This window comes from Burkholderia sp. AU30198 (genome assembly GCF_020419825.1).
Classification (GTDB): domain Bacteria; phylum Pseudomonadota; class Gammaproteobacteria; order Burkholderiales; family Burkholderiaceae; genus Burkholderia.
This window is the reverse complement of record NZ_JAIZSA010000004.1, coordinates 111,599-138,347: the sequence shown is the minus strand read 5'-3', so window position 1 is coordinate 138,347 and position 26,749 is coordinate 111,599. Positions and strand designations below refer to the sequence as shown.

Sequence of the window (26,749 nt, the reverse complement as noted above, 5' to 3'; positions counted from 1 at the left end):
CGTAACAATGAATGGATGTGGAATGGCCTCGGCACCAGACGTCAGGCAGGCACGTCGGCCACGCAATCGGCGATGCGTTGCCGCAACGCCCGCTTGTCGATCTTGCCCACCGGGGTCTTCGGGAACGCGTCGACGAACTCGATCCGGTCCGGCACCTTGTAGGTCGCGACGCCCTGCTCGCGCACGAACCGCACGAGATCCGCCGCGCTCGGTGCCGTCGCTCCGCGAATCACGTACGCGCAACTGCGCTCGCCGAGATACGGATCCGGCATCGGCACGAGTGCCGCGTCGGCAACCCCCGGATGCGCCAGCAGCAGGTGCTCGATCTCCTCCGCGGGAATCTTTTCGCCGCCCCGATTGATCTGGTCCTTCGCGCGCCCCTCGACGACGAGATAGCCGCCGTCGGTGATCCGCACGCGATCGCCGGTGCGATAGAAGCCGTCCGCGGTGAACGCGCGCGCGTTGTGCGCCGGTGCGTCGTAGTAGCCGCGGATCGTGTACGGGCCGCGCGTCAGCAGGTGACCGACCTCGCCCGGTACCACCGGACGATCGTCGTCGTCGACCACGAGAATCTCGTCGTCCGGCGAGATCGGCCGCCCCTGCGTGGCGATCACGACGTCGCGCGGATCGCCCAACCGCGTGTAGTTGACGAGCCCTTCCGCCATCCCGAATACCTGCTGGAGCTGCGCGCCGAAGCCGTCCGCCGCGCGCGCGGCCAATGCCGGATCGAATCGCGCCCCGCCGACCTGCACGAGTTCGAGACTCGCCGGTGCGCCGCCGCGCCGCGCCACGGCCGTCAGCCACACGAGCACGAGCGGCGGCACGAGCGCGACCACGGTCACGCGGTCGCGTTCGATCACCTCGAATGCAACGTCGGGGCTGGCGCTGTCGCACAGCACGACCGTGCCGCCCGCGTCGAAGACGCCGAACGAGCCCGGCGAGCTGAGCGCGTAGTTGTGCGCGGCCGGCAGCGCGGCGAGATAGACGGTGCGTTCGCTCAGCCCGCAGATGCGCGCGCTCTCCCGCACGCTGTACAGATAATCGTCGTGCGTGCGCGGGATCAGCTTCGGCGTGCCCGTGCTGCCGCCCGACAACTGCAGGAACGCCACCTCGTGCGCGGCCGGCCCGGGCGGCAATGCGGCGTCCGGCGCATCGGGCAGATCGAGCCCTGCGTTACCCGGCGTCGTGAACCACACGTGCTTCAACGTCGGCGCGTCGGCCTGCACGTCACGCGCGAGCGACCGGTAGTCGAAACCATCGTGAGATTGCGCCGCGATGTAGGCGACCGCGCCCGCGTGCTGGCAGAAGAAACCGATCTCGCGACGCCGGTGCGCGGGCAGTGCAAAGACCGGCAGCGCGCCGATGCGGAACAGAGCGAACGTCGTCGCGAAAAAGGCCGCGCAGTTCGGCAGTTGCAACACCACGCGATCGCCTGGCGCGATGCCCGCCGCGCTCAGCGCGCGCGCAACGCGTTGCGCCTCGCTCGCAAGCGTCCGGTACGACCACCGCAGATCGCCCTGCACCAGCGCCGTCCGTTCGCCGAATTGCGCGACGCGCGCATCGAACCACCGGGCGAACGATTCGCCGCGCCAATAGCCTTTTTTCCGGTACGTGTCGGCCAGCGCGGCCGGCCACGGCGTGCCGTGCGCGATCGTCATGCCGCCTCCCGGGCGCCGCCCGATGCGGCGTCGTGGCGAATCCCCAGCGCATCCAGCATCGTCCTGAACTTGGCCGCCGTTTCGGCCCGCTCGCCGTCGGGTGTCGACTCGGCGACGATACCCGCTCCCGCATAGAGCCGCAGCGTGCGATCGAACGCCTGCGCGCAACGGATCGTCACGATCCATTCGCCATCGCCGCGCACATCGACCCAGCCGAGCATCCCCGCGTAGAACCCCCGGTCGAACGGCTCGGCCGCGCGAATGCACGCGCGGGCAGCATCACGCGGCGCGCCGCAGACCGCCGGCGTCGGATGCAGTGCAAGCGCGAGCGTCAACGCGTCGGCGTCCGTTTCGCCGCGCACTTCAGTGGACAGGTGCCACATCGTTTCGGTGTGCATCAGCGACGGGCGCGCGGGCACGTCGAGATGCCGGCAGTACGGCGCGAGGCTGTCGCGCACCGCCTCGACGACGACCCGGTGCTCGTCGAGATCCTTGGCCGAATCCAGCAGCGCCTCCGCGCGACGGCGGTCCTCGATGGGGTCGCGGCTGCGCGGCGCGGAGCCGGCCAGCGGATTCGCGCGCACGATGCCACCGAAGCGGTTCACCAACAGCTCCGGGCTCGCGCCGAGCAGCGTGCGCCCCTCGCCGAGATCGACCGAAAACGTATAGCCGTGCGGGTTGCGAGCCGCGAGACGCGCGACGAGCGGCGCGACCGCGACCGGCTGCTCGCCGACGACTTCGAGCGTGCGCGCCAGCACGACCTTGTCGAGCTCGCCCGCGCGGATGCGCGCGACCGCGTGCGCCACCGCATCGGCATAGGCGTCGGCCGCCGGCACCTCGCGCGTCGCATAGCGCATGCCGGTCGGCTCCGGCGCCCGCGGCGCGCCGCGCGGCGCCGCACGCAGCATCGTGTGCGCCACCCGCAGCGCGGCCGGCGTATCTGCGTCGAACGGCACGGCGCCGACCACCGCTGCGCCGGCATGCCCTTGCGCCTGTGCATGACGCAGCGCCCGCGCCACGCGCTCGGCCAGCGGCGTATCCGCATGCGGAATCGCTTCCGCAGGATCGGCCGCGAGCAGCGTATGGGCCGGCGTTGCGAGGAACAGCGCCGCATCGGCTCGATAGAGATCCCATATGTTTTGGGGTGCTAATAGATCGGAAGGACGGAATATCGCATTCATCGCATTCATCTCCAGATTGAAGGACCGGCGCGTCGCACCGGCCGTGCCGTCACATTTCGGCGGTGAGGCTCACCGCGACGCGACGCCCCTGATCGACCAGCCAGTTGCCGCTCAGGCCGGTCGTGCGCGTGCGATCGTCGATCGGAACCATCTTGTTGGTCAGGTTGAGCACCGCGAAGTTGACGGAGAAACGCTTGTCGATCCGGTAGCGGCCGCCGAGATCGAAGGTGGTCGTCGACGGCCGCTCGCGGACGCCCTGCGCGCCGTTGCGGAACGCCGCCCAGGACTCGCTGCCGATATAGTTCGCCGTCGCGTACAGGTCGAGCTTGGCGGTCGGCGTCCAGTCGACCTGCACGTTGAATTTGTGCTTGGGCGTCTTGTCGAGCGGATAGCCGTCGAGCGAGCTGCCGTTGAACGCTTTCTCGCCGCTGCCCTCGCGGCGCGACTGCGTCAGCGTGTAGGTGCCCGACACCTTCAGCGTGCGCATCACGCGCGTGCCCGCGCCAAGTTCGAGGCCGTACAGCTTGACCCGGTCGATGTTGTCGTACACGTAAATGTTGCGGCCCGGCGAGCGCGGATCGGCCTTGCCCGTGTCGTAGCTGGCCACCTTGTTCTTGAACAGGTTGTTGAAGAGTGTCAGCCCCGCATACGTGTCGCCCAGGTCGTAGCGCACGCCGAGTTCCTCGGTCAGGCTCGTCTCGGGCTTGAGATCCGGATTGCCGCACAGCGTGCCGGGCATCGCCCCCGCCGCGCCGCCCGACGTCATGCAGTAGCCGCCCGTGCTCTGGCGCAACGACGGCGGCCGGAAGCCCGTCGACACGCCGCCACGCACCGTCCACGCCTGGCTGAGCTTGTAGACGCCGTAGATGCGCGGGCTCACGTGGCTGCCGTAGCGATCGTCGTGATCGAGCCGCACGCCGGTCGTCAGCGTAAACCGGTCGTTGAAGAAGTAGTCGTTTTCACCGAACAGCGCCCACGCGTTGCGCCGGATGCGGTCCGAGTTCGCCGCGTGGCCCTTCGGCACCGCGTCCTGGCGGGCCACGCCCGACAGCGTCGACCAGATATGCTGGCCACCGACCGTCAGGATGTTGCGCTCGCCCCACCACGGCACCTCGGCCTTGCCTTCGAGGATCGTGTCGGTCAGCGCGGGCTTGATCGCGTCGCGGCCGGCCGGCGTCCACTGGTCCTGCACGCCGCGCTCGCCATAGAGCGACACCGTCGTGTTGCCGAAACCCCAGCGACCGTCGTGCGTGATGCCCCAGTAGTCGCGGACATGGCGCGTCTCGGTCACCGCCGACGTGGCCGTGCGCGGCGTGAGCGGCGCCGCGCTCTTGCCCGGCGTGCTCAGGTAAGTGAGCTGCTCGCGCCCGATGTTCACGCTCACGTCCTGGTTGCGCGTGGGCTTCGCCGACAGCTTCACGTCGAAGCTGCCGATCCGCTGCCCGTTCGCGCCACCCGTACCGCTGTTCGCGTAGAAGATGTCGTCCTCGCCGCGATGCAGGAGCCGGCCGGACGCCTGCAGCCCGAGCACGTCGGATTTCAGCGGGCCGCCGAGCCAGAAGTCGACGCTCTGCGTATCGCCCTGGTTCGATTCGAGCTGCCACACGCTGCCGGCCGTGATCGTGCCGCCCCAGCGCTTCGGCACCTTGCGCGTGATCACGTTGATCACGCCGCCCATCGCATCGGCACCGTACAGCGACGACATCGGCCCGCGCACGACCTCGATCCGCTCGATCGCGGACAGCGGCGGCATCAGGTTCGACTGCACGCCCGAGCTGCCGCGGTTCATCGTTTCACGGGTGTTCTGGCGGCGGCCGTCGACCAGCAGCAACGTGTATTCGCCGGGCATCCCGCGGATCGAGATGTCCTGGTCGTTCGGCGACGCGCCGACGACGCTCACCCCCCTCGACGTTGTTGACGATCTCCGCAACCGACGTGTAGGGCTTCGCTTCGATTTCGTCGCGACCGATCACGGAAATGCTGGCGGGTGCTTCGCGGATCGCCTGCTCGCGACGGCTGGCCGTCACGACGATGTCCTTCAGCAGGATCGGATCCGGCGGATCGCCGGCCACCGCCTGGACCGGGGCGGCAGGTGCGCCGGCGGGGCCGGCAGGCTGATCAGGCGTCTGCGCCCACGCGCTCGACACGCCCATCAGGTACAGACCGGCAACGACGGCCGGCTTCAATGCAAAGTGTGCAGCTTGACTCGACATGGTGGCGCTTTCGATGTTTCATGATGTGATTGATTCTCATTTACATTATGAAACATGTAATGCGCCGAAATCTTTGCGTAAGCTACAAACTCGTTTGAGTCACGGCGGCTGCCTCGTCAGCGATGGTCGCTGCGGCGCGCGAGCGTCGGCGTGACGCCGAAGCGGCGCTTGTAGGCCGTCGCGAAATTCGCGGCGCTCGTATAGCCAGCCAGTGCCGCAGCCTGCTTGACGCTCACTGCGTCGCGCTCGAGTGCAAGCCGCGCGCGCTGCAGGTGATGCTCGCGGATGAAGTCGAATACCGTCGTGCCGTAGGCGGCACGGAACTGCCGCTGCATCGCGTTCGTGCTCATGCCGGCATGGCGCGCGATATCGTCGAGCGACAAGTCCTGCGCGGCATCGCTCGCCAGGAACGCGCGCAATTCCGCCATCCGGCGGTAGTCGCGCGATCCGAGCGCCGCGTCCTGCGCCGGTGCGGCGTCCACCGCCTCCGCCTCGAGCGGCGCGAACGCCTCGGCAAGCAATTCCAGCACACGACTTTCGAGATAGATCGCCTGCAGCATCGGCTGATAGGTCGGCGGCCGCACGATCTGCTCGGCCAGTGCCGTCGCACGCGGCGTCGGCTGCCAGAAGCGGATCGCCAGGTGCGCGGACAGCATCGCGTCCAGCCGCTCCGGCAGCATGCCGCGGCTCGCAGCCTGCAGATGCCCGAGCCACTCGCCCGACATCGCGAGACTGAGCCGCCGTGCATAGCCGCCCTTGCTGAGCCGCCGGCGGAACGTATCCGGCTGCACCGCGTTGAGCAGGAACGACTGCATCCGCACCGCGGGCCGCGGCACCGGGGCCCGGCTCGCGCGGCTCGCATCCGTCGTCAGCACCACGCGCCGATCGCCGTACGACACGTCGAGCGCACCTTCGAGCAGCAGCACGAGATGCAGGCCCGGCGTGCACTGCCCCGACATCACCGCATCGAATTCGTCGGTCGCGTCGTCCGCGTGGATGCGCAGGCCCGGACGCACCTCGCGGATTCGCGCGACGTGCGCGTCGTGGCGATTGCCGTCGGATTGGAAAGCAGCTGACGTCTGCGCTGTCATGTCTTGATACCCCGTTGCGTGCGTCGGGCACCATGGGCCCGCACAAACTATTTCGTCGTTGGAACAAACAGCCGGCATCCCGCGATGCCCGACTGCTCGGTTACAATTAAATGCGAATTGTTCTCATTTACATCGTATCGGGAGTCGTGTGAGAAAGACAAGTGGAATGTGGGCCATGCTGGTCGCATGGCTGTGCAGCGGGTTCGTCGCGCAGGCGGCATGCGCGGACACCACCGTGACCGACCTCGCCGGTCGGCAGGTCCGGATTCCCGCGCGCGTCGAACGCGTGCTGCTCGGCGAAGGGCGCCTGTTGCCTGCGCTGGCGGTCGTCGACGCCGATCCCACTCGCCGCCTCGTGGGCATGATGGGCGATTTCGAACAGCTCGATCCGGCCAGCTACGGGCAATGGCTCGAGCGGTTTCCGCGGCTGAAGGACGTGCCGCGCATCGGCCGCTCGCAGGCCGGCAGCTTCAGCGACGAACGCGCGCTCGCGCTGCGCCCGCAGGTTGCGATCTTCGGCCTCGGCGGCGGCCACGGCCCCGGCGAGCGAGACCGAGAGACGCTGGCGCGGCTCGAAGCCGCCGGCGTTGCGATCGTCTTCGTCGATTTCCGGCACGACCCGCTCGTCAATACGACGCGCAGCATCGCGCTGCTCGGCCAGGTCTTCGGCGCGCCGCAGCGCGCGGCGGATTTCAACGCGTACTGGCAGGCGCAGTTCGATCTCGTCCGTACGCGGCTCGCGAACGCGCATGCGGTCGCGCCGAGCGTGTTCCTCGAAAGCCGCGTCGGCCTGTCGAGCGACTGCTGCGACACGATGACGGGCATGATGGGGCACCTGCTCGACGCCGCCGGCGGCAACAACATCGCGAAAGGCCGCGTGCCCGGCGAGCACGGCACGCTGAATCCGGAATACCTGCTCAGCCGCCAGCCCGACTTCTACATCGGCACGGGGATCGGCTCGACGCAGACACTGCAAAGTGCGCCGCTGCGCATCGCACTCGGCGCCGGCGTGTCGCGCGACACCGCTACCCGTTCGTTCGACCGGTCGCTGCAGCGCCCGCAGATTGCGCCGCTGCGCGCGGTGCGCGAGCGCCGGGCCTATGCGATCTGGCATCACTTCTACAACTCGCCGTTCAACGTCGTCGCGGTGCAGGCCATGGCCAAATGGCTGCATCCGGCGCTGTTCGCCGATGTCGACCCGCGCCGCACGCTCGACACGATGGTGCAACGCTTCCAGCCGGTTCCGCTGCAGGGCGAATACTGGGTGCAGGAAGGGTCCTGACATGTCGCACCCCGCTTCCACGATGCGTCGCTCGCTGCTCGTCGCCGGCCTTGCGGGCCCGCTCGGCGCCCACCTCACCCCCGCGCTCGCCGCGCGCGCACCGGACTGGCCGGCTCTCGACGCCGCGCCCGCCGTGCAGGTGCCGAACAGCCGCCAGTTCGACGTCACGGTCGGCGGCAAGCCCCGCCGCCTGTTCGTCGCGCTGCCCGCCGAGCGCGCCGCTGCCGGATCCCATCCGGTACTGACCGTCCTCGACGGCAACGCGCTCTTCCCGCTCGCCACGCAACTCGTGCGCAACCGGCGTGCACGCCCTGACGCCCCGCCCGATGCAGAACCCGTCGTGATCGGCATCGGTTATCCGACTGACGCCGCATACGACATGGCCGCCCGCGCGGACGACTACACGCTCGCGCCGCTGCCGAACGGCCGCGGTGTCGTCGCCGACCGCCTGCTCGATTTCATCGAGCACGACGTGCAGCCCTGGCTCGCGCAACAGGTGGCCGTCGACCCGGCACGCCAGACGCTGTTCGGGCATTCATACGGCGGCCTGCTGACGCTGTACGCGATGCTGACGCGCCCGCACCTGTTCGCGCGGTATGTCGCGGCAAGCCCGTCGATCTGGTGGGGCGACCGCGCGCTGCTGCCCTATGCGGATCGTTTCGCCACGCAATCGGCGCCGCTCGCGCCCGCGTTGCGGCTGCTGGTCACCGCGGGCAGTCTCGAAGAAGGCGCGCCGAATCCGGACGCCGAACGCATGCGCCGGCAGCAGGCGCGCAAGCAGGTCAGCTCCGCGCGCGACTTCGTCCAGCGCGTCGGCGCCCGCCCGGGCCTCGACGCGACGTTCCGCCTGATCGACGGCGAGGATCATGGCGGCGTCGTGGTGCCCAGCGCGATGCTGGCGGCGCGCATCGCGGCCGAAGCCGTCGCGGGAGAGGCCGTATGAGTGCCGCGTCGCCCGCATCGTCGCCTTCGTCCCGCTCGTCCGCTTCGCTGAAGCTGCGTTACCGCGCCGTCGCCGCGCGGCGGGGCGGCGCGCTGATGTTCCTCGCCTGCGTGCTCGGCACCCTGCTCGTCGTCGACATCGGCACCGGCCCGTCGCCGTTCCCGATCGCGGATCTGGTCACCGGGCTGTTCCGGCCGGACGCGCTGCCGCTCGAGCAGCGCGTGATCCTCTGGGACGTGCGCCTGCCGTATGCGCTGATGGCCGTGCTCGTCGGCGCGTCGCTCGGCCTCGCCGGCGCGGAAATGCAGACCGTGCTGAACAATCCGCTCGCGAGCCCGTTCACGCTCGGCATGTCGGCCGCCGCGAGCGTCGGTGCGTCGCTCGTCGTGATCTCCGGCTGGCACGTCGTGCTCTGGAACGAGAACATCGCGCTGTCGCTCGGCGCGTTCTGCTGCGCGAGCCTCGCGACGCTGCTGATCGTCTGGCTCGCGTGGCGCCACGGCGCGACGACCGAAACCGTGGTGCTGTTCGGCATCGGCCTGATGTTCAGTTTCGAGGCGCTGCTGTGGCTGCTGCAGTTTCTCGCGGACGCGAACGCGCTTCAGCAAATCGTGTTCTGGAGCATGGGCAGCCTCGCGCGCGCGACGTGGGGCAAGATCGCGCTGCTGTCGTGCATGCTCGCCGCGTGCGCGTTGTGGGCGAGCTTCGACGTCGCGTCGCTGACGGCGCTGCGCGCCGGCGACGAACAGGCACGCAGTATGGGCATCGCGGTCGAGCGGCTGCGACTCGTCGCGCTGATTCGCATCAGCCTGCTGTCGGCCACCGCGCTGTCGTTCGTCGGCACGATCGGGTTCGTCGGTCTCGTCGGGCCGCACGTCGCACGACTGCTCGTCGGCGACGAGCATCGCTACTACCTGCCCGGCGCCGCCCTCGCCGGCGCGATCATGCTGGCCGGCGCATCCGTGCTCAGCAAGGCGCTGATCCCCGGCGTGACACTCCCGATCGGGATCATCACCGCGCTGGTCGGCGTGCCGCTGTTCATGATCCTCGTCAGCCGGCGCAGGAGGCTCGATGGATAAGCGCACGCTGTGCGTCGACGACCTCGTCGTGCGTTATGGCGCGAAGGTCGTGCTCGACCGGTTGTCGCTCGCGCCCGTAGCGCCGGGCACGATGGTCGGATTACTCGGACCGAACGGCGTCGGCAAATCGACGCTGCTGCGCACACTCGCCCGGCTCGCGGCCGCACGCGGCAACGCAGCGTTCGGCGGATTCGACCTGCTGCGCGGCGCGCGCCGGGAACACACGCGACAGGTCGGCTACCTGCCGCAGACGCTGCCGCAACCGTCGTCGCTGCTCGTGTACGAAGCCGTACGCAGTGCATTGCGCGCGACCTGCCCCGGTTTGTCCGACGTCACTCGCGATCGGCGCCTGCAGAACGTGTTCGAGCGCCTGCGGCTGCAGGCGCTCGCGATGTCGCCGCTCGAGCGGCTGTCCGGCGGACAGCGGCAGATGGTCGGACTCGCGCAGGTGCTCGTGCGCGACACGCCGCTGCTGCTGCTCGACGAACCGACGAGCGCGCTCGACCTGCGCTGGCAATTGCTCGCGCTGGAGGCGGTCGGCGACGCGGCACGCCGACACGGTGCGGTCGTACTGGTCGCAATGCACGACCTGAATCTTGCGTCGCGATTCTGCGACCGGCTCGTGCTGCTCGGCACCGACGGCCTCGTCGCCGACGGCACACCCGCCGAAGTCCTGACGCCGCCGCACCTGCGGCGCGCGTATCGCGTCGATGCCCGGGTCGAACGCACGGCGGCCGGCGATTACGTCGCGCTCGCGGAGCGAGCCATGACGGATGACGCGTGGGAAGCGTGCGACGCTTGAGCGCGGATCGGTCGTCGCGCTGACGACCGGTCCGGCTTGCGGTCATCAGGCCGCCATGCCATTCGCGCGGCCGCATCGGACGCCGATTACAACGCGTGCCGGCGCGAGCAAAGCATCATAGAATCGCGCGGCGGGGCCGTCGGTCCCGACCCACCGCGACCTCGGCAAACGAACACACGGCGGCCTGTTCCTCTACCCTGCAAGGACGATCGCGTGATGCGCGCATACCGACTTCTGCTGACGGCCAGCGCCACGGCCATGCTTGCCGGCTCGGCTGCTGCCCAGCCGGTGCCCGTCACCGCGGCGGCCGCCTCAAACTGCCCGTCGCCGTCGTTCGAACGCTATCCGGTGCGCACGGCGCCCGCACCGCACACCACGGCCCACGCGCCACGCCTGACCACCAAGGAAGCGCGCCTCTACCGCACCGCCATTCGCGACGAATTCACGCAACCAGCCAATTTTGCCGGCCACTACCGTGTTGCGACCTGGGGTTGCGGAACCGATTGCCGAAATTTCGCGATCGTCGACAAATACACGGGTGCGACCTACACGATGCCCGGCGTGCAGGCCATCGCGGGCGTGATGGGCAACGACGAGGAGCGCGTCGATTTCCGACTCGGCAGCAGGCTGCTGATCGTCGCGGGCTGCTTCAACGACGATTGCGACTACAACAGCGCGAAGGCCGCCCGGTTCTTCTACGAGTGGACCGGCACACGGTTGCGCCGGATCGGCACCTGTCCGCTGGCCATCGAGCCGCTCCAGTAGCCGGCCGATGAAAGCACCGGCCGCCGCTCGCCGCGACTTGCGCTATCGTTCGTCCGGTACACCTTGAACGGCGCACCCGCTCGCGATGTCCATTCACCTCAGTTTCGACGACGGCCCCGGCCCCTCGACGCTCCCCTTGCTCGACGTCCTGCACGCCGCATCCTGCCGGGCGACCTTCTTCCTGCTCGGCCAGAATCTCGCAGGCGCGCTCGACGTCGCCGCAAGAATCGCGCGTGAAGGCCATCGGCTCGGCAATCACACCCGTTCGCACGCGAGGCCGGGCACGCTGACGGACGATGCGCTGATCGACGAGATCGAGACGACCGACGCGCTGATCCGCGACGCCTGTCGCCGGGCCGGCGTGCCCGCGCCAGACACGATCCCGCTGCGCCTGCCATACGGGCTGATGCCGCACGACAATCGCGCCGGCGTGCTGGCGCGGCTGCAGCGCGAACACACGGGCTGGACCGCGATACTGGATGACTGGCAGCGGCCGGCGCCGTCGCCGCAGGCGCTGTTCGACGCGATGTGCGCGCATGTCGATGCCAGCACGGCACGGCAGCGCGACGTGCTGTTCTGCATGCACGACGGATCGCGGCACGGCGAGGCGCGGCCCAACACGGTCGAAGCGGTGCGCCTGTTCCTGAATCGGCAGCGCTGACGCGGCAGCCGGCTAGCGTCCGGGCGCCGCGCCATCCAGCAACTGCCGCCAGCCGCCGAGAAAGCCGATGCCGGGCCCCGGCGTCCACAGGCCGCGCTGCGCGGCTTCGAGGTGGATCAACGTCTGGTCTGCACAGAACAGGGCCGTCAGCGCATCGCGGCGGTCACGCATCCAGTCCGGTGCAGGATCGGGCCGCGTCGCTGCATAGGCTTGCAGGCCGACGTCCCAGCGCTGCGCATCGAATACGAAGCGATCGTCCCTGCCCGCATCGCGCGACAGCGCGAACAACGCAAAGGCCGCTTCGAGCCACTGCGCACCCTGCCCGACATCGTCGAAATCGAGCACGCCGCTCACCGCGTGTCCGACGTACAGCAGGTTGCCCGCGTGATAGTCGCCATGCAGCCAGTGCACCGCCCCCGTCAGCCAGTGCGCGGCAGCGTCGAGATGTGCGCCAATGCGCCGGATCATCGTCTCGTAGTGGCCGCTCAGGCCTCCCGGCAACGACGGCGCAGCACGCGCCGCCACGCGTGCGTGACGCGCCGACAACCACGCAAGCGGCACCGATTCGGTCGACGGTATCGCCGCCAGCGCGGCATGCAGATGCGCGAGCGCACGCATCGCATCGAGCGCGCCCGCCTCCCCATCGCCCGGCAGGCCGGGAATGCCGTCGATATGCTCGAACAGATGCAGCCAGCTTCCATCGGGAAGCTGCACACCGGACCGTGCGTCCACGGTCGGCCGCAGGCGCGGCAGCGCGGGCAGCATCGGTGCAGTACGCAGACGGCCGAGTATTGCCGCTTCGCGATGCACCTGCTCGACCGGCTTGCCGGGCCACGACACGCGCAGCACCGCGCGCGCCGAATCGCACTCGACGAGATACGTTTTGTTAGTATGGCCCGACGCCAGCGCCTGCACGCGCGCCGGCCCGATGTTCCAGTACCTGTGAAGCCACGGCTCCAGCGTTTTCACGTCACTCCTACTCGTTGCATTGACCATGTCAGAGCGTCCTTCGGCCCGCATGCGGGACATCAACATCGAATGGCTGACGCGCGCTGCCGAATTCGACCATCTGTTTCAGACGCGCTGGCTCGGCGAGCGCTTCTTCCATCTGCCCGGCGACATGCTCGCACTCCAGGAACTGATCTGGCGCGTGCGTCCCGACTGCATCGTGCAGACCGGCATCGCGGCAGGCGGCGGCGTCGTGTTCTCCGCATCGATGCTGGAACTGGCAGGCGACAACGGCCGCGTCGTCGCGGTCGAGCCGCGCCTGCGCGACGAGGTCAGGCAGCGCCTGCAATCGCACCGGCTCGCCCACCGCATGACGCTGATCGAAGGCGAATCGTGCGCGGCCGACACGCTCGCATCGGTGCACGCACAGATCGGTGACGGCGCACGCGTGATGGCGATCCTCGATCTCACGCACACTCACGCGCACGTGCTGCGCGAACTCGAATGCTATGCGCCGCTCGTGACGCCCGGCAGCTACGCGATCGTGATGGACACCATCATGGAGTACCTGCCCGCGTCGACGTTCGACGGCAAGCCGTACGGCAAAGGCAACAACCCGGCCACCGCCACGCATGAATTCCTCGCTCGCGACAACCGGTTCGAAGTCGACTACGACATCGAGGACCGCGTACTCATGACGCTGTCGCCAGGCGGTTTCCTGAAGCGAGTGCGTTGATCAGGCACGCTGCCCCGGCCGAACCGTCGCGCGACGCATAGCTCGTGCGAATCCGCGCCGCCTGATCGCGCAACGTCCCGGGCCGCAACAGGCGTTCGAGCGCATCGGCAATGTCCGCGACGCCGGCCTGCTGCAGATCCAGCACGCACCCCGCACCGGCCCGCTCGACGAAGTGTGCCGAATGGAACTGGTCGTTGCAGAACGGCGACAGCAGCATCGGCACGCCGCAGGCAAGCGACTCCATCACCGAATTCGCGCCGCCGTGGCTGACGAACGCGTGCGTGCGTCGCAGCAGCGCCAGTTGCGGCACGTAACGCACTGCGACCACACGCCCGTCGTCGGCCGGCAGCAGATCCGAATCGACCAGTTCGCCCACCGACAGCACCAGTTGCGCCGACGTCGCGCGCGTCGCCTCGATGACATTCGCAAACACGTCGGGATGGTAGTAAAGCTGGCTGCCGAGCGACATGTAGACGAGCGGACGAGCGGCATCGAGGCGTTCCCACGGGAACGGCGTCTCGTCGCCGCGCGGGCCGGACGGCAGTGCCGGGCCGACCAGCTCGACACCGGGCGGTGGTGCACCGACCAGCGCATCGGTCGTGAACGCGAGCGTCAGGTGCGGCGACAGGATGTCGCAACCGCGAAAACGCGCATCGAGCCCGTAGCGCGCGAACAGGCGCGTGCGTTCCGGCGCGAGCCATCGCACCGTGCGCAGCAGTTCCGAATCGAGATCGTCCGGCAGCACCGGATTCAGCGAATTCGACATCGAGACCCACGGCAGCCCTTCCAGCTCCGCCGCGATCGCCGCCGCATAGAGCAGCGGATCGATCACGACCACGTCGGGCCGCCAATCGCGCAGCACCGCGCGAATGCCGTCCACCTGCGCGGGCGCGAGATCGATCAGCAGCGTGCGGATCCAGTGCCGCAGCCAGTCCGCGTCGCGAATGTTCGCAGCGAAGCTCGCGCCGCGCGACAGGTCGTGGCGCTCGGGCGTCTCGCGCGGCCCGACGAATTCGAAGCCGCCGGCACCGTCGAGCTGTGCGCTGATATCGGCGGGCGCATAGAACGCGACGTCGCACCCGGCATCGCGCAGATGCTGGGCCGGGCCAATACACGGATTGACGTGCCCTTTCTCGGGCACCACGCAGAACAGGATGCGTTTCATGAACGACTCAGGTTGGGCGATGCGCGGCATCGAGGGAATCGAAATCATCGAGAAGCAGGGATAGCGTCGTCCACAGCACGCGTTCGGTATCCGCCTGCAACGTGGGCGCGGCCAGACCGAGCGTGTCGGCCAGCGCGTGCGTGCGGTCGCGATCGAGCAGCGCCGCGAGGTCCATCGCCGGGGCAAGCCGTCCGCGCTTCGGGCCGTGCACGAGCCGGTCCGGCAGGTTCAGGCGCGCACCGAGATCGCGCAGGCATTGCTTGTCCGGATCGGGTGCGATGCTCGTCAGATGCGCGACGACGGCTGCGTCGACGAACGGCGGATGCAGGTCGACCGACGCCGCGTCGAACAACGCATGGCACAGCGGCAGATAGTTGGCCGACTGGTCGCGGCGCAACACCTGGTCCGCGCCATCGCCGGTGATGGCCACCTCGACGCCATCCGCGGCCATCGCGTCGGCGAGCAGCAGCTTCGCGACCGGATGCAGGTTGAACATCGGCTCCTCGACCGCCTGGGTCGTTCTCGGCAGCGCCGCGACGAAATCGGCCTCGTTCGCGCGCACGATCTTCACGGTCGCCTGCATCTGCGCGGCCAGTTCGAGTGCGGCATCGCGCTCGCAATAGTCCGGCATGTCGGTCACGAGGATGTAGGACGTCACGTGCCGCTGCGCGCCGAGTTCGCGCAGCAACGCGAGCAGCAGCGCCGAATCGAGCCCACCGCTCAGCGCCAGCGCAACGCGCTTGCCGCTGTCGAGCGCGCGCTGCAGCGACGCGCGCAGCACGGTTTCGAGATCGGCGTGCCGCGGCTGCTCGGGTGCCGGCTGCACGGTCAGCCCTTGCGGCAAACGGATCAGCGCATGGCCGGGCGGCACCGCGCGCACGTCGCGCAGCACGGTGCGGCCGATCAGACGCTCGCCGCTCAGGTAGCCCGCGATGGCCGCCGCGTCCGGCTCGCCGGCCGGTTGCCCCGCGGCACGCAGGACGGCTCGGATGCCGGACGCCGTCGTACCGCTGCGCGGATGATAGTGAAGCCGGTCGAAGCCGAACAGGTCGCGCGTGCCGACGATCATGGATAACGTGCCTTCAAGGAGTCCACTTCAATGCGTTTGAGGATGCGATGCGGCGCCACCGGCGCGCTGCCGCCCTGACAATGCAGACACGCTTCGAGCGGTGCGTCACGTTGCAGATAGGCGAGCATCGCGTCGAGCATGCCGGCGTCGTCGCGCAGCGGCAGGCCGTCGGATTGAAAATCCCTCTCGCCCTGGTAGAGCGTATGGAAATGCGCCGGACGCGTGCACGTGTAGAACATGCCGTCGCGAATCATATGGCAGCGCTCGCGGATCCAGCAATCCTGATAGAGGCGCTGCGCTTCGTCGCGATCGGTGCCGGGTTGCGCGCGGTTCATCGTCGTGAACACGTCCTGCACCTTCCAGTTCAGGCGCACGTCGAAGCGCGCGGCCTGATGCTCGATGTGCGCGACCAGCTCGCGCGACAGCGACGGCTTCGGATAGCGCGAGATCGTCAGCGCATCCACCGCCTGCCAGAACGCATCCGTCATCTCGCCGAGCTTCAGGCCGTTCGTCGTGACGGAGATCACGGGCGCGATGCCGGTGGCGCGCACGCACTGGACGAGTTCGACGAGCGCCGGATGCAGCAGCGGTTCGCCGCCGACCAGCTTGAACATGCGCGGGCGCAGCACCTTCGCGGCGCGGCGCAGATCGGCCTCGAGCGATGCGGGGTTCGCGTACCACTCGGGCAGCAGCGGCGACAGCGAGCAGCATTCCGCGCAGGTCAGGTTGCAGTGATCGACGATGTGCGCTTCCAGCGAGCGCGTCAGCACGCGCCCGTCTTCGACGCGGTAATCGCGATCCAGCGGCGGCGGAAACACATGCTGCCGCTCGCCTGGCGGCGTCGGATTCGAGATCCGGTTCAGATTCGCATTCACTTCAGCGTCCTGCTTCCATGCATCGGGAAAAGAAATCGACGAGACGGTCGCGCGCATCCACCATCGCGGACGCCATCGTCACCGCGCCGCTCAGATGCGACGCAAAGCGCGACGGATCGTCGAGCCAGCCTTGCACGATCCAGAGCTTGAGTGCGTGCTGCAGACACGCGGCATCGACCGCCCATGCGATACGCGCGGAATCCACCGGCCGGACCCGCCGATACGCGAGCACGAATGCTTCCGCCAGACGCGGCGCCTCCAGCGGCAGATGGTTCAGGCAACGCACCAGTTCGTATTCGCGCGGTGCGCCGATCGACGCTTCCCAGTCGAGGATGAGCGGCGGCAGCGTGCCCGTGAACAGATAGTTGAACTGGTTGTAGTCGTTGTGGATCGGGTGCTGCGGATCGTCGGCGGGAAACGCGTCGATGCTGCCCGGATAGTAGCGGTCGAGCAGGCGCAGCGCGAGATCGACATAGCGGCGCAAATGCTCGGCGCCGTCGTTCGAGTGTGCGCGATCCAGCGCGTCGAGCAGGCTGCGGCGCACCGTGTCCGCGTCGATCGCGGTCAGCCGTGCGCGAATCGTGTCGAGCTGCGGCAGATAAAGCTGATCGAGACTCGTGTGCAACGCCCCCAGACTCGCGCCGAGGGCGTCCCATTCGGTCGGCGAAAACGTGTCGTAGGTTCTGAACTGTCCGGTTTCCCAGCGCGTCAGCATCGCGTGGGCGTTTGACCCCGTCCACATCGACGTGCCAGCCGCCGTGCGTTTCAACACCTGCACGTGGAAACGTGTATCGCCGTGCGTCTCGAAGTGCGCGAGCACGGCAGCTTCCTTGGCCGCACGCGCATGATGTTCGGACGCGTAGAGCTTGATCGCTACGCCACCGTCATCGGTCGGCAGATGCCACACGCGTTCGCCGACCTGGCGCGGCGGCCCGCTTCGGCCCAGCGCATAGGCATCGCGAATCTCGTCGAAGGTCGCGGCGAGCGAGTCCATTCAGATATGCTCGGCCGGCCCGAATCGATACGGATGGCCGCTCAGGAACGTGTTGTGCCCGACGTAGCGCACCTTGTACATCGCCGGGCGAAACAGCACCGAGGGAGCGTTGTTCGCGATGCCGAGCCGTGGATACAGGTCCTGCCGCACGAAGAACGCGTTGTTGCCCATGTCGTCGCAGCAGACGAGTTCATAGCCCTTCTGCCTGCCGAGATGCACGAGCGATTCGAGACTCGCGCCGTAATACGTCGAGCCGTCCCATTCGTGGTCCGGGTTGAAGCACATCACCCAACGCTCGGGCGGCGTGTAGTACGGGTTGTATTCGATCACGACGATGCGTGGCTTGAACGCTTGCAGGCCGCGCCACACCCAGTAGTCGTTGCCGTCGATGTCGATCGACAGCAGGTCGAAGTCGGTTGGCGTGTTCGCATCGGCGAGCAGTTGATCGACTGTGTCGGGCTGGACGCGGTCGTGGTGCAGACTGATGCGATCAGCGCCCGCGTAGTGGGCGGCAAGCTTGCCAAAGCGGTACGCACTGCCTTCCACCAGCACGCCGGACCAATCCTGTTCACGCAGCAGCCGCGCCGTGTTGCTGTTGCGCAGGCCGTCGCTTGCGCCAATATCGACGCAGAAGCGGTTGGTCGGCGCGATCCGCTCCATCAGGCGCGACAGGATGCTTTCCTCGGTGCCCTGCGCATACAGGCTTTGCGAAAGGCCGGATAGATCGAGCGGGAATGGATGGTCCTGCATCGAGGGGGCAGCTCCGGGTCGGAATTAAGGGTGGTATTTGGAGCGTAATTTACCCGAAGTCGATTGACGGAAGGAAACGGGAATGTGCGGCACGGCCGTGCTTCGTCGGCACGGAAATGAAAAAGCCCGCATCGACAATACTGTCGATGCGGGCCCGATGCGTTTCTGGCGGCTTCGCGCGGCTATGCGTTCCGGCTTCGTACAACTGCCTGGCCGCAACACATGAACGAAAGCGTCAGGACAATTACTCCTGCCCCTGACTCGTCAGGAACTCCTCGTAATTGCCACCGAAGTCGAACAGGTTGCCGTCCGTCTTCACTTCGATGATCCGGTTCGCCAGCCCGCTCACGAACTCACGGTCGTGCGAAACAAAGATCAGCGTGCCTTCGAACTGCTCGAGCGCGATCTGCAGCGACTCGATCGACTCCATGTCCATGTGGTTGGTCGGCTCGTCCATCAGCAGCACGTTGTGGCGGCCGAGCATCAGCTTGCCCCAGATCATGCGGCCCTTCTCGCCGCCCGACAGCACCTTCACCGACTTCCTGATGTCGTCCGACGAGAACAGCAGGCGGCCCAGCGTGCCGCGCACCATCGTTTCGTCGTCGCCGTCCTTGCGGTACTGGTCGATCCAGTCCATCAGCGTGATGTCGTTAGGGAACTCCTCGTACGTGTCCTGCGGCATGTAGCCGACATTCGCGTTCTCGGACCACTTCACCGTGCCGTGCTCGAGCGCGAGCGCGCCGAGCAGCGAGCGCAGCAGCGTCGTCTTGCCCGCGCCGTTCTCGCCGATGATCGCAATGCGCTCACCCGGCTGAACCGACAGGTTGAAGTTCTGGAAGATCGTGCGCTCGTACTTCTTCGTGATGTCTTCCGCCACCACCGCGACGTTGTGCAGCTTCTTCTCGAACTCGAAACGGATGAACGGGTTCTGGCGCGACGACGGCTTGAATTCCTCGATCTTGATCTTGTCGATCTGCTTCGCGCGGCTGGTCGCCTGGCGGGCCTTCGACTTGTTCGCCGAGAAGCGGCGCACGAAGTCCTGCAGTTCGGCCACGCGCTCCTTCGCGCGCGTGTTCGCCGCGGCCTGACGCTCGCGCGCCTGTGCCGATGCGAGCATGTAGTCGTCGTAGTTGCCCGGCCAGACCTTCAGCGTGCCGAAGTCCATGTCGGCCATGTGCGTGCACACCGCGTTCAGGAAGTGACGATCGTGCGAAATGATGATCATCGTCGAGTTGTACTCGTTGAGCGTGTGCTCGAGCCAACGAATCGAGTTGATGTCGAGGTTGTTGGTCGGCTCGTCGAGCAGCAGCACGTCCGGCTTCGAGAACAGCGCCTGTGCGAGCAGCACGCGCAGCTTCCAGCCCGGCGCGACGTCGGCCATCGTGCCGGTGTGGAACTTCTCCTCGATGCCGATGCCGAGCAGCAGCGCGCCCGCGCGCGCCTCGGCGTCGTAGCCGCCGTATTCGGCGAACTTGCCTTCGAGCTCGGCGGCGTGCATGTAGTCGTCGTCGGTGGCTTCCGGGTTCGCGTAGATCGCGTCACGCTCGGTCATGGCGGCCCACATCTCGGTGTGGCCCATCATCACGACGTCGAGCACGCGCACGTCTTCGTACGCGAACTGGTCCTGGCGCAGCTTGCCCAGGCGGACGTTCGGCTCCAGCGCGACGTTGCCGGCGCTCGACTCGAGATCGCCGCCGAGGATCTTCATGAACGTCGACTTGCCACACCCGTTCGCGCCGATCAGACCATAGCGGTTGCCCTCGCCGAATTTGACCGAGATATTCTCGAACAAGGGCTTCGGCCCGAATTGCATCGTGATGTTGGCAGTAGAAAGCACGGCAGGTCCCGTTAAAGGATAAATCGACGGAAAACCGTGTATTTTAGCAGGTGTCGGAGAAACTGCCGACCACGCCCGTTCCGGCCCCGTCAATTCACCCGCTGTGCGGAGCGACCGGCCACGCCTGAGCGCCCCGCCAGTCGTCGCACTGCTCCCTTACTTGCCGACCTTCGCCGCCGCCCGCTGTGCGGCCTTCGCATTCATCTGACCGAACAGCTCCGAGCACGGCACGTCGCGGTTGTTGCTCGGCGCGATCAGCGGAATCAAGGCCGCGAACGGGTTGATCAGCCCGAGGCCGATCATTGCGCCGGCCCGCAGCGCGAGCGCACCGGCATCGACGCCGACGTCCGGGTTCTTGAACGTGCCCTTCGCATACAGCGGCGAGCGCAGCGAGAAGATCCGGAAACCCTTCGTGTGCGGATGGATCTTCAGGTTCAGCGTTTCGTCGCGCAGGCTGATCGGGCCGTCGACGTTGATCAGCGCGTCGTCCGTATCGAGCGCGAACACCTTCGGGTCGAGGATCCCGTTGGTCGCGACGAAGTCGATCGCCGCGCAGTTGATCTTCACGTCGTTGTTGCCGAACAGCTTCTCGTAGACGACGTTCGCGACGTTCAGCCCCGCCGCTTCCATCAGCAGGCGGCTGATGCGGCCATCCGTCACGAGTGCCTTCACCTCGCCGGTCGACGTCGCGGCCAGCGCGGCCGGCGAGTTGCCGGTCGCCGACAGCGACGCGTCGCCGTTGATCTCGCCGAGCGCCGACTGCATGACCTTCTGCGCCGGGAACAATTGCTTGAGCTTCAGGTGCCTTGCGGCCACCGTGAAGCGGCCCTTCAGCGGCGCACCGCTGCCGTCGAGATGCGCGGTCGTTGCGAGCGTGCCGCCCGCGACGCCGAACTGCAGCGGCTCGAGCGACAACACGCCATCCGTCATCACGATATGCGTGTACAGGTTGGTGATCGGCAGGTCCGAACTCTTGACCAGCTTGCGGCCCGTGAACTTGACGTCCGCGTCGAGTGCGCGCCAGCGGTCGGTACGGAATGTCTCGACCGGCAGCACGCGGCTCGACGGCTGTTTCGTCGTGTCGCCGCGCTTGGCCTTGCTCGCGGCCGTATCCGCGCCGATCACCGGCGCGAGATCGGAGAACTGCAGCAGGTTCGACACGAGCTCGCCCGACAGCTTCGGCCGCGGCTCGCGCTGCTCGTAAGCGAGCGTGCCGCCGAGATCGCTGCCGCCGACGCGGCCGTTGAAATTCTCGTAGCGGAACGTGCTGGCCTTCCGTTTGAAGTTGCCGATCAGCCGCCCTTCGGTCGCGTAAGGCGGCGTATCGGGCAGCGTGATGCCGCTGAGCTGGTAGAGGTGCGACATCGACGTGCCCTGCAGCCACAGCCGCAGGTCGATGGCCGCGAGATGCATCGGATCGGTCAGCGTGCCGACGATCGCGAGCCGCGTGTCGCCGGCCTTCACGTCGGCCTGCAGCGGGAACGGCCGCGATGCGTCCTGGATCGCGAGCACGCCGCCCAGCTTGCCGGTACCGCTGATCGGCACGTTCTTGTAGCGGCCGTCGACCGTCAGCCCGAACGCATAGGTCGGGCCGGACGGCTTCGCGGGCGCCGCGACACTGCTCGCACCGCTTGCACCCGACGCGGCGGCAGCAGCCGATGCCGAAGAAGCGGACGAGGAAGATGAAGACGATGCCGACACCACGGCAGACGCAGCGGACGCACCTGCCGCCGACGCGCCACTCGCAGCCTGCGCGGCGGAAGCGCTCGACGCGGCCTCCGCGTTGGCCTTCGCGCTCAGTTGCGCGGCGCCGTGCTTGCCGACACGCTGCGCCGATGCCGCGCGCGACGTCTGCTCCTGCTCCTTCAGCACGTCGCCGAGTGGAATCGGCTGCCCGAGCGTATCGATCGCGACGCTCAGGTCGGCCTTGGTGATCGCGTCGCGATACGTGACGGTGCCCTTCGCGAAGCCGAAGCTGTCGAGCCGCACTTTCCACGGCGACGGCTGCGACGATTGCTTGAACTGGAAGGTCCACGTGTTGCGGCCGTCCGCGAGCCGCTCGAGGTCGACGGCCGGATTCACGACGTCGATCGACGGGATCACGATTTCATGCGCGAGCAGCGGCAGGATCGCGAGATCGAAGTGCGCGGCATCGAGCGTGACGAACTTGGGCGTCTTCGCCCAGTCGGGGTTGCCGATCTCGAGCTGCGTGGCCGTAAAGCTCGGCCAGGGCACCCACGCGCGCCAGCCGGTTTCGCCGTCGGGGCGGCGCCAGCCGACCTTGAGGTCGCCGTTGATCGCGAACGGGCGGCCGAGTGCGGCTGTGACCTGTTCGTTGACCCACGGCTTCGCGCGGTTCCAGTCGAAGATAAAGAGAAAGACGCCGGCCGCCGCGATGAGCACCGCGACGATACCGACGATCCATGCAGCCGATTTGCCGATGGCTCGGGTTAGCGTCATGGCGGTTCCGTTGTTGTTCTGAAATGTTGCCGCACCATGCCGGGCCGCTTGCGTGGACGAACGGCGCACGACACCCGCGGCTTTTCAATCGGTATTATGACGCACGCCATGGTGACGTTTCGGCGCCATTAACGCTTTTTTTCATTTGTGACATGACAGCCCCCACCGGCCTCATCGATGCAGAGCGCATCACGCGGCGCGATGCCAGCAGCGGCAAGACCCTGCTCGCCCCGACCGATTTCAGCCTCGCAGCGGGATCGCGAATTGCTATCACCGGGCCGTCCGGGTCGGGCAAGAGCGTGCTGCTGCGCGCGCTCGCGCTGCTCGATCCGCTCGACGGCGGCCACATTCTGTGGCGCGGCAAAGGGATCCGGCGCAATGCGATCCCGCGTTACCGGCGCAGCGTCGCCTATGTGCGCCAGCGCCCCGCGCAGATGGACGGCACCGTCGAAGCGCAGTTGCGCTATCCGTATTCGCTCGCGATCTATCGCGACGTTGCGTTCGATCGCGCGCGCGCCGAAGCGCTCGCCGCGCAGGCCGGCCGCGGTCCCGACTTTCTCGACAAGCGCGCGAGCGACCTGTCGGGCGGCGAAGCGCAGATCGCCGCGCTGCTGCGCGTGCTGCAGCTCGATCCCGATGTGCTGCTGCTCGACGAGCCGACGTCCGCGCTCGACCCCGAATCGGCGCGCGCGATCGAGGCACTCGTCGGCGCATGGTTCGACGCGGCGCCCGACGCCCGCGCGTACATGTGGATCTCGCACGATCCGGCCCAGGCTGCACGAATCGGCACGATGCGACTCGTGATGCAGGCCGGCGTGATGCACGTTGCCAACCCGACGGAGGCCACGCAATGAGCCCCACACTGCAGGACCTGAGCCTCGTCGACGTCGGCATCGCCGCTGCGCTCGTCGCGGTCAACGGCGCGATCTCGATGGCACTGTCGCTCGGCCTCGGCCGCAAGCTCGCGCTCGCGGCCGTGCGCACCGTCGTGCAGTTGCTCGCGATCGGCTACGTGCTCGGCTGGGTGTTCGGCCATCCGCACTGGTACGTCGTGCTGCCGCTCACCGCACTGATGACGCTGATCGCCGGGTTCGCCGGCGCGGGGCGCGGCAAGCGCACGTATCACGGCCAGCGCATCGACAGCATCGCGTCGATCTGGTTCAGCAGCTGGTTCGTCGCGGCGGTCGGCCTGTTCGTCGTGATCCGCATCCATCCGTGGTACGCGCCGCAATACGCGATTCCGATCCTCGGGATGATTCTCGGCAATACGCTCACGGGCGTGTCGCTCGGTGTCGAACGGATGATGGAAGAGCTCACGGCGCGCCGCGACCGTGTCGAAACCGCACTCGCGCTCGGCGCGACGCGCTGGGAGGCTGCTCAGGACGCTGCGCGCCAGGCCGTGCGGGCGGGCATGCTGCCGACGCTGAACCAGATGGCTGTCGTTGGCGTCGTCAGCCTGCCGGGGATGATGACGGGCCAGGTGCTGGCCGGCCAGTCGCCGCTGCAGGCCGTGCGCTACCAGATCGTGATCATGTTCCTGATCGCCGCAGCCTCCGCGCTCGGCACCGTCGGTGCGGTGCTGATGACCTATCGCCGGCTGTTCTCGCCCGATCACCGCTTTCTCGCCTCGCGGCTCGAAGAACGCGCGCACTGACACGCGGTGTCACTGCGCGACGCGTTCGCGCGGTTCGCCGCTCAGTGCACGCCGCGGCGCTTGCCGAGCGCCTGCCGCAACGCGGCCGCGATGTCCGCGTCCGGCGCGAGCCCCTCGACCGACGCAACGAGCCGCACCGCGCGCGGCGTCGTCACGTAGGCCTGCGCGCCGACATAGCCACCGCTGCCGGCCGAGCGCGTCGTCACGACGAGCGCCTGTGGCGCACGTGCACCGAGGTCGGCCGTGAACGCATCGGTGACCGTACCGTCACGCGCATGCAGCGCGCCCGTCACGTAATCGTCGGTATCGAAGCCGGGAGCGGCATGCGCGGTCGAATACACGCGCACCGCGTAACTGCCGGTCGAGCATGGTTCGAGCTCGCCGCTCGACACGACAGCCACCTGCTGCCGCAACGGCAACTCGACCTTTTTCACGAAGCCGCAATCGTCCGCCGCGTGCGCGTGCGCGGCGACGAACGCAATGGCGCACAGCAACGCGCGCATTCGGTATTTCATCGGGATGTCGTGACAGGAAGGTGATGATGCGGGCGAGCATAGCGTGACATTCGCATGACGTCACGCAGGTCGCCCAGCAATGTTGTCGCACGTCGAACGGCTGCCATGCCGTTGAAGCAGCACGCTACCGCGAAGCAGGTCGCGGGAAAGAACCGTGACGGCGACACGAAACGGTCACGTGCGCCGGGCCGGCGCGCGAGTCGAAGCCGTTGCGCACGCACCGGCTCCGGCACCGGCCTGCGCGCGCCGCTCAGCGCTTGATCGACACCGTCACCTTTGTGCCATCGCTCATCGAGACGGACTTCGACCCACCATTGGTCGGGATCGACACCCACTTCACCTGGCTCACCGATACGACGTCCGGGCACTGCAGCGACTTGCCGCCGACCGTCACGTTGCGCGTGCCCTTCGGCGCGGCCGCCTGGAAGCTCATCTGCACGTTGGCGATCCCCTTCGCGTCGATCGACGGCGCGAGCCGCACCTGGGTCTGGCGCACCATCGCGCCGTTCTCGTCGCGCGGCAGGCTGTCGGCGTTCGGGCATCCGTCCGGCATCGCGACCGCACCGCTCGGCGGCACCGACTTCCAGTTGAAGTCGTCCGTCTCGCCCGAGCGGATCTTGCGGGTCTCCTGCGTATTGCCGAAGGCCTTCGAGTCGACCTTGACGGTGTATTCGAGCTGTCCGGTACCGCCGCCCTTCAGGCTGCCCTTGACCGGCGGCGCCGCGAACACGCTCGCGCTGACGCACGCCGCCGCGAACACGACCGACCACGATGCGGCGACTGACAAGCTGCGTTGGCTCATGCTGACCTCCTTGGTATGCGGCGGCACGCGCGTGCCGCGCGGTTTTCGATGCATGATGCGCTGCCAGTCTACCGCCAAGCGGCGGGCAATGCGCCGCAAACGCATCGGGTGTTACCCCGCTTGCGTTCGCGGCGCGGCAACCTTACGTGCAATACCGGCTCAGAAGCCGCTCAGCACGAGCTTGCCGATCGCGCGCCCGGCCTCGAGCAACTGATGCGCGCGCCGCACGTTCGCGGCATTGATCGTGCCGAGCTGCTCGCCGAGCGTCGTGCGCAGCGTGCCACCGTCGACGAGCCGCGCGACTTCGCCGAGGATCCGGTGCTGCTCGATCATGTCCGGCGTCTCGAACATTGCACGCGTAAACATGAATTCCCAATGAAACGCGGCACTCTTCGCCTTCAGCAGTTCGACCGGCACCGGCTTGTCGTTCTCGACGATCGTGCAAATGCCGCCCTGCGGCCGGATGACTTCCGCAGCGGCAGGAAAATGACGATCCGTGTCGTTGAAAATCAGCACGTAGTCGACGTTCGGATGCCCGGCCTCGCGCAACTGTGCGGGCAAGTCGCCGAAATGGTCGACCACCGTATCCGCGCCCAGCGCGCGCACCCAGTCGGCCGAGGCCGGCCGCGACGCGGTCGCGATCACGTGCAGCTTGCCGAGCGCCTTCGCGAGCTGGATCGCGATCGAGCCCACGCCACCCGCGCCGCCGATGATCAGCACCGACTTGCCGGCGTCCGCGCCCTGCGGCGATATATGCAGCCGGTCGAACAGCGCTTCCCAAGCGGTCAGCGCGGTGAGCGGCAGCGCGGCGGATGCGGAGAAATCGAGCGTGCGCGGCTTCAGCGCGGCGATCCGTTCGTCGACCGCATGGAATTCGCTGTTCGCGCCCGGCCGCGTGATGCTGCCCGCGTAGAACACTTCGTCACCGGGTCGGAACAGCGTGACGTCGGCACCCACCGCGACCACCGTGCCGGCCGCATCCCAGCCGAGCACGCGCGGCGTGTCCTCGACCTGCGGCTTCGGCGCGCGCACCTTGAAGTCCACCGGATTCACGGAAATCGCCTCGACCTTCACGAGCAGGTCACGCGGGCCCGGCACGGGCTGCGGCAACTCCACGTCGAGCAAGGCCTGCGGGTCGTCGATCGGCAGATAACGGGTCAGTCCAACGGCTTTCATCACGAAACTCCTTCAGGAAATCCTCTGGGCCACGGCGCAGCCCCATGAACGTCATCGTAGGCAACCCGATCATTCGTGAAAACCGCTATATTT

The 26,749-nt window shown here is 67.7% G+C and carries 25 protein-coding genes; 9 read left to right on the top strand and 16 right to left on the bottom strand.

Annotated elements, in window-relative coordinates; genetic code table 11:
* Positions 1-41: 41 nt before the first annotated feature.
* From LGN19_RS11620 to LGN19_RS11600, 5 genes are all read right to left on the bottom strand, one after another.
* Entirely contained in the window at positions 42-1,658 is a 1,617-nt protein-coding gene (locus LGN19_RS11620; protein WP_226214741.1) for a (2,3-dihydroxybenzoyl)adenylate synthase, read from the bottom strand.
* Positions 1,655-2,839, bottom strand: coding sequence for an isochorismate synthase (locus tag LGN19_RS11615; protein ID WP_226214740.1), 1,185 nt, complete (start codon positions 2,837-2,839; stop codon positions 1,655-1,657). Before LGN19_RS11615 ends, LGN19_RS11620 begins: the two co-directional genes overlap by 4 nt.
* Positions 2,840-2,888: 49 nt before the next feature.
* Positions 2,889-4,739: a TonB-dependent receptor domain-containing protein gene (locus tag LGN19_RS11610; protein ID WP_226214739.1), complete on the bottom strand. Its 1,851-nt coding sequence runs from the start codon at positions 4,737-4,739 to the stop codon at positions 2,889-2,891.
* Positions 4,633-5,025, bottom strand: coding sequence for a hypothetical protein (locus tag LGN19_RS39775; RefSeq protein WP_226214738.1), 393 nt, complete (start codon positions 5,023-5,025; stop codon positions 4,633-4,635). The genes LGN19_RS11610 and LGN19_RS39775 overlap by 107 nt, the downstream gene beginning before the upstream one ends.
* Before the next feature lie 143 nt (positions 5,026-5,168).
* Positions 5,169-6,143, bottom strand: coding sequence for a helix-turn-helix transcriptional regulator (locus LGN19_RS11600; RefSeq protein ID WP_226214737.1), 975 nt, complete (start codon positions 6,141-6,143; stop codon positions 5,169-5,171).
* Positions 6,144-6,309: 166 nt separating this feature from the next.
* Here LGN19_RS11600 and LGN19_RS11595 point away from each other — a divergent pair, with 166 nt between their 5' ends.
* The 6 genes from LGN19_RS11595 (at position 6,310) to LGN19_RS11570 (ending at position 11,675) form a co-directional block, all read left to right on the top strand.
* Entirely contained in the window at positions 6,310-7,425 is a 1,116-nt protein-coding gene (locus LGN19_RS11595) for an ABC transporter substrate-binding protein (RefSeq protein WP_226214736.1), read from the top strand.
* Position 7,426: 1 nt separating this feature from the next.
* Positions 7,427-8,368, top strand: coding sequence for an alpha/beta hydrolase (locus tag LGN19_RS11590; RefSeq protein WP_226214735.1), 942 nt, complete (start codon positions 7,427-7,429; stop codon positions 8,366-8,368).
* Complete coding sequence (locus tag LGN19_RS11585; protein WP_226214734.1) at positions 8,365-9,447, top strand: FecCD family ABC transporter permease; 1,083 nt, start codon at positions 8,365-8,367, stop codon at positions 9,445-9,447. Before LGN19_RS11590 ends, LGN19_RS11585 begins: the two co-directional genes overlap by 4 nt.
* Positions 9,440-10,249, top strand: coding sequence for an ABC transporter ATP-binding protein (locus LGN19_RS11580; RefSeq protein ID WP_226214732.1), 810 nt, complete (start codon positions 9,440-9,442; stop codon positions 10,247-10,249). The genes LGN19_RS11585 and LGN19_RS11580 overlap by 8 nt, the downstream gene beginning before the upstream one ends.
* A gap of 258 nt (positions 10,250-10,507) precedes the next feature.
* Positions 10,508-11,014: a hypothetical protein gene (locus LGN19_RS11575; RefSeq protein WP_264173025.1), complete on the top strand. Its 507-nt coding sequence runs from the start codon at positions 10,508-10,510 to the stop codon at positions 11,012-11,014.
* Positions 11,015-11,099: 85 nt separating this feature from the next.
* On the top strand, positions 11,100-11,675 hold the full coding sequence (locus LGN19_RS11570; protein ID WP_226214730.1) for a polysaccharide deacetylase family protein: 576 nt from the start codon (positions 11,100-11,102) through the stop codon (positions 11,673-11,675).
* Positions 11,676-11,687: 12 nt separating this feature from the next.
* On the opposite strand, the gene LGN19_RS11565 is transcribed toward LGN19_RS11570, so the two are convergent.
* Positions 11,688-12,644 carry a phosphotransferase gene (locus LGN19_RS11565; protein WP_226214728.1) on the bottom strand — a complete coding sequence of 319 codons (957 nt, stop codon included), beginning with the start codon at positions 12,642-12,644 and terminating at the stop codon, positions 11,688-11,690.
* Between the two features lie 25 nt (positions 12,645-12,669).
* Here LGN19_RS11565 and LGN19_RS11560 point away from each other — a divergent pair, with 25 nt between their 5' ends.
* The gene (locus tag LGN19_RS11560; RefSeq protein WP_226214726.1) at positions 12,670-13,359 is read left to right on the top strand and encodes a cephalosporin hydroxylase family protein; all 690 of its coding nucleotides are present in this window, start codon (positions 12,670-12,672) and stop codon (positions 13,357-13,359) included.
* Here LGN19_RS11560 and LGN19_RS11555 read toward each other — a convergent pair.
* The 7 genes from LGN19_RS11555 to LGN19_RS11525 all read right to left on the bottom strand — a co-directional run bounded on the left by LGN19_RS11555 (position 13,316) and on the right by LGN19_RS11525 (position 22,509).
* Positions 13,316-14,524 (bottom strand): glycosyltransferase, encoded by a 1,209-nt coding sequence (locus LGN19_RS11555; protein WP_226214724.1) that lies wholly within the window; start codon positions 14,522-14,524, stop codon positions 13,316-13,318. The two genes, LGN19_RS11560 and LGN19_RS11555, sit on opposite strands and share 44 nt — an antisense overlap.
* 7 nt (positions 14,525-14,531) lie before the next feature.
* A complete protein-coding gene (locus LGN19_RS11550) occupies positions 14,532-15,593 on the bottom strand; it encodes an asparagine synthase-related protein (protein WP_226214722.1) in 1,062 nt (353 codons plus the stop codon).
* Positions 15,590-16,468, bottom strand: a complete 879-nt coding sequence (locus LGN19_RS11545; RefSeq protein ID WP_226214719.1) for a 4Fe-4S cluster-binding domain-containing protein — start codon at positions 16,466-16,468, stop codon at positions 15,590-15,592. The genes LGN19_RS11550 and LGN19_RS11545 overlap by 4 nt, the downstream gene beginning before the upstream one ends.
* 1 nt (position 16,469) lies before the next feature.
* Positions 16,470-17,462 (bottom strand): phosphotransferase enzyme family protein, encoded by a 993-nt coding sequence (locus LGN19_RS11540; RefSeq protein WP_226214717.1) that lies wholly within the window; start codon positions 17,460-17,462, stop codon positions 16,470-16,472.
* On the bottom strand, positions 17,463-18,212 hold the full coding sequence (locus LGN19_RS11535) for an FkbM family methyltransferase (RefSeq protein ID WP_226214715.1): 750 nt from the start codon (positions 18,210-18,212) through the stop codon (positions 17,463-17,465). It abuts the gene before it with no gap.
* 244 nt (positions 18,213-18,456) lie between these two features.
* Positions 18,457-20,049, bottom strand: a complete 1,593-nt coding sequence (locus tag LGN19_RS11530; RefSeq protein WP_226214714.1) for an ABC-F family ATPase — start codon at positions 20,047-20,049, stop codon at positions 18,457-18,459.
* A 156-nt stretch (positions 20,050-20,205) separates the two neighbouring features.
* The gene (locus LGN19_RS11525; RefSeq protein WP_226214712.1) at positions 20,206-22,509 is read right to left on the bottom strand and encodes an AsmA family protein; all 2,304 of its coding nucleotides are present in this window, start codon (positions 22,507-22,509) and stop codon (positions 20,206-20,208) included.
* 152 nt (positions 22,510-22,661) lie between these two features.
* On the opposite strand from LGN19_RS11525, the gene LGN19_RS11520 reads away from it, so the two are divergent.
* The gene (locus LGN19_RS11520; protein WP_226214710.1) at positions 22,662-23,363 is read left to right on the top strand and encodes an ATP-binding cassette domain-containing protein; all 702 of its coding nucleotides are present in this window, start codon (positions 22,662-22,664) and stop codon (positions 23,361-23,363) included.
* The gene (locus LGN19_RS11515) at positions 23,360-24,163 is read left to right on the top strand and encodes an ABC transporter permease (protein ID WP_226214708.1); all 804 of its coding nucleotides are present in this window, start codon (positions 23,360-23,362) and stop codon (positions 24,161-24,163) included. Before LGN19_RS11520 ends, LGN19_RS11515 begins: the two co-directional genes overlap by 4 nt.
* 41 nt (positions 24,164-24,204) lie before the next feature.
* Here LGN19_RS11515 and LGN19_RS11510 read toward each other — a convergent pair whose 3' ends face one another.
* The 3 genes from LGN19_RS11510 to LGN19_RS11500 all read right to left on the bottom strand — a co-directional run bounded on the left by LGN19_RS11510 (position 24,205) and on the right by LGN19_RS11500 (position 26,656).
* Positions 24,205-24,678 (bottom strand): PliI family lysozyme inhibitor of I-type lysozyme, encoded by a 474-nt coding sequence (locus LGN19_RS11510; RefSeq protein ID WP_226214706.1) that lies wholly within the window; start codon positions 24,676-24,678, stop codon positions 24,205-24,207.
* A 250-nt stretch (positions 24,679-24,928) separates the two neighbouring features.
* The gene (locus tag LGN19_RS11505; protein WP_174959306.1) at positions 24,929-25,480 is read right to left on the bottom strand and encodes a DUF6013 family protein; all 552 of its coding nucleotides are present in this window, start codon (positions 25,478-25,480) and stop codon (positions 24,929-24,931) included.
* Positions 25,481-25,639: 159 nt separating this feature from the next.
* Positions 25,640-26,656 (bottom strand): zinc-binding alcohol dehydrogenase family protein, encoded by a 1,017-nt coding sequence (locus LGN19_RS11500; protein ID WP_226214698.1) that lies wholly within the window; start codon positions 26,654-26,656, stop codon positions 25,640-25,642.
* Positions 26,657-26,749: the final 93 nt, after the last annotated feature.

Bases quoted from the DNA above. Each gene is read 5' to 3' on its own strand.
- LGN19_RS11550 (WP_226214722.1), bottom strand. From the start codon at position 15,593: ATGATCGTCGGCACGCGCGACCTGTTCGGCTTCGACCGGCTTCACTAT.
- LGN19_RS11525 (WP_226214712.1), bottom strand. From the start codon at position 22,509: ATGACGCTAACCCGAGCCATCGGCAAATCGGCTGCATGGATCGTCGGT.
- LGN19_RS11615 (WP_226214740.1), bottom strand. From the start codon at position 2,839: ATGAATGCGATATTCCGTCCTTCCGATCTATTAGCACCCCAAAACATA.
- LGN19_RS11535 (WP_226214715.1), bottom strand. From the start codon at position 18,212: ATGCAGGACCATCCATTCCCGCTCGATCTATCCGGCCTTTCGCAAAGC.
- LGN19_RS11500 (WP_226214698.1), bottom strand. From the start codon at position 26,656: ATGAAAGCCGTTGGACTGACCCGTTATCTGCCGATCGACGACCCGCAG.
- LGN19_RS11510 (WP_226214706.1), bottom strand. From the start codon at position 24,678: ATGAAATACCGAATGCGCGCGTTGCTGTGCGCCATTGCGTTCGTCGCC.
- LGN19_RS11570 (WP_226214730.1), top strand. From the start codon at position 11,100: ATGTCCATTCACCTCAGTTTCGACGACGGCCCCGGCCCCTCGACGCTC.
- LGN19_RS11520 (WP_226214710.1), top strand. From the start codon at position 22,662: ATGACAGCCCCCACCGGCCTCATCGATGCAGAGCGCATCACGCGGCGC.
- LGN19_RS11515 (WP_226214708.1), top strand. From the start codon at position 23,360: ATGAGCCCCACACTGCAGGACCTGAGCCTCGTCGACGTCGGCATCGCC.
- LGN19_RS11505 (WP_174959306.1), bottom strand. From the start codon at position 25,480: ATGAGCCAACGCAGCTTGTCAGTCGCCGCATCGTGGTCGGTCGTGTTC.
- LGN19_RS11620 (WP_226214741.1), bottom strand. From the start codon at position 1,658: ATGACGATCGCGCACGGCACGCCGTGGCCGGCCGCGCTGGCCGACACG.
- LGN19_RS11585 (WP_226214734.1), top strand. From the start codon at position 8,365: ATGAGTGCCGCGTCGCCCGCATCGTCGCCTTCGTCCCGCTCGTCCGCT.
- LGN19_RS11580 (WP_226214732.1), top strand. From the start codon at position 9,440: ATGGATAAGCGCACGCTGTGCGTCGACGACCTCGTCGTGCGTTATGGC.
- LGN19_RS11560 (WP_226214726.1), top strand. From the start codon at position 12,670: ATGTCAGAGCGTCCTTCGGCCCGCATGCGGGACATCAACATCGAATGG.
- LGN19_RS11540 (WP_226214717.1), bottom strand. From the start codon at position 17,462: ATGGACTCGCTCGCCGCGACCTTCGACGAGATTCGCGATGCCTATGCG.
- LGN19_RS11590 (WP_226214735.1), top strand. From the start codon at position 7,427: ATGTCGCACCCCGCTTCCACGATGCGTCGCTCGCTGCTCGTCGCCGGC.
- LGN19_RS11555 (WP_226214724.1), bottom strand. From the start codon at position 14,524: ATGAAACGCATCCTGTTCTGCGTGGTGCCCGAGAAAGGGCACGTCAAT.
- LGN19_RS11575 (WP_264173025.1), top strand. From the start codon at position 10,508: ATGCTTGCCGGCTCGGCTGCTGCCCAGCCGGTGCCCGTCACCGCGGCG.
- LGN19_RS11595 (WP_226214736.1), top strand. From the start codon at position 6,310: ATGTGGGCCATGCTGGTCGCATGGCTGTGCAGCGGGTTCGTCGCGCAG.
- LGN19_RS11600 (WP_226214737.1), bottom strand. From the start codon at position 6,143: ATGACAGCGCAGACGTCAGCTGCTTTCCAATCCGACGGCAATCGCCAC.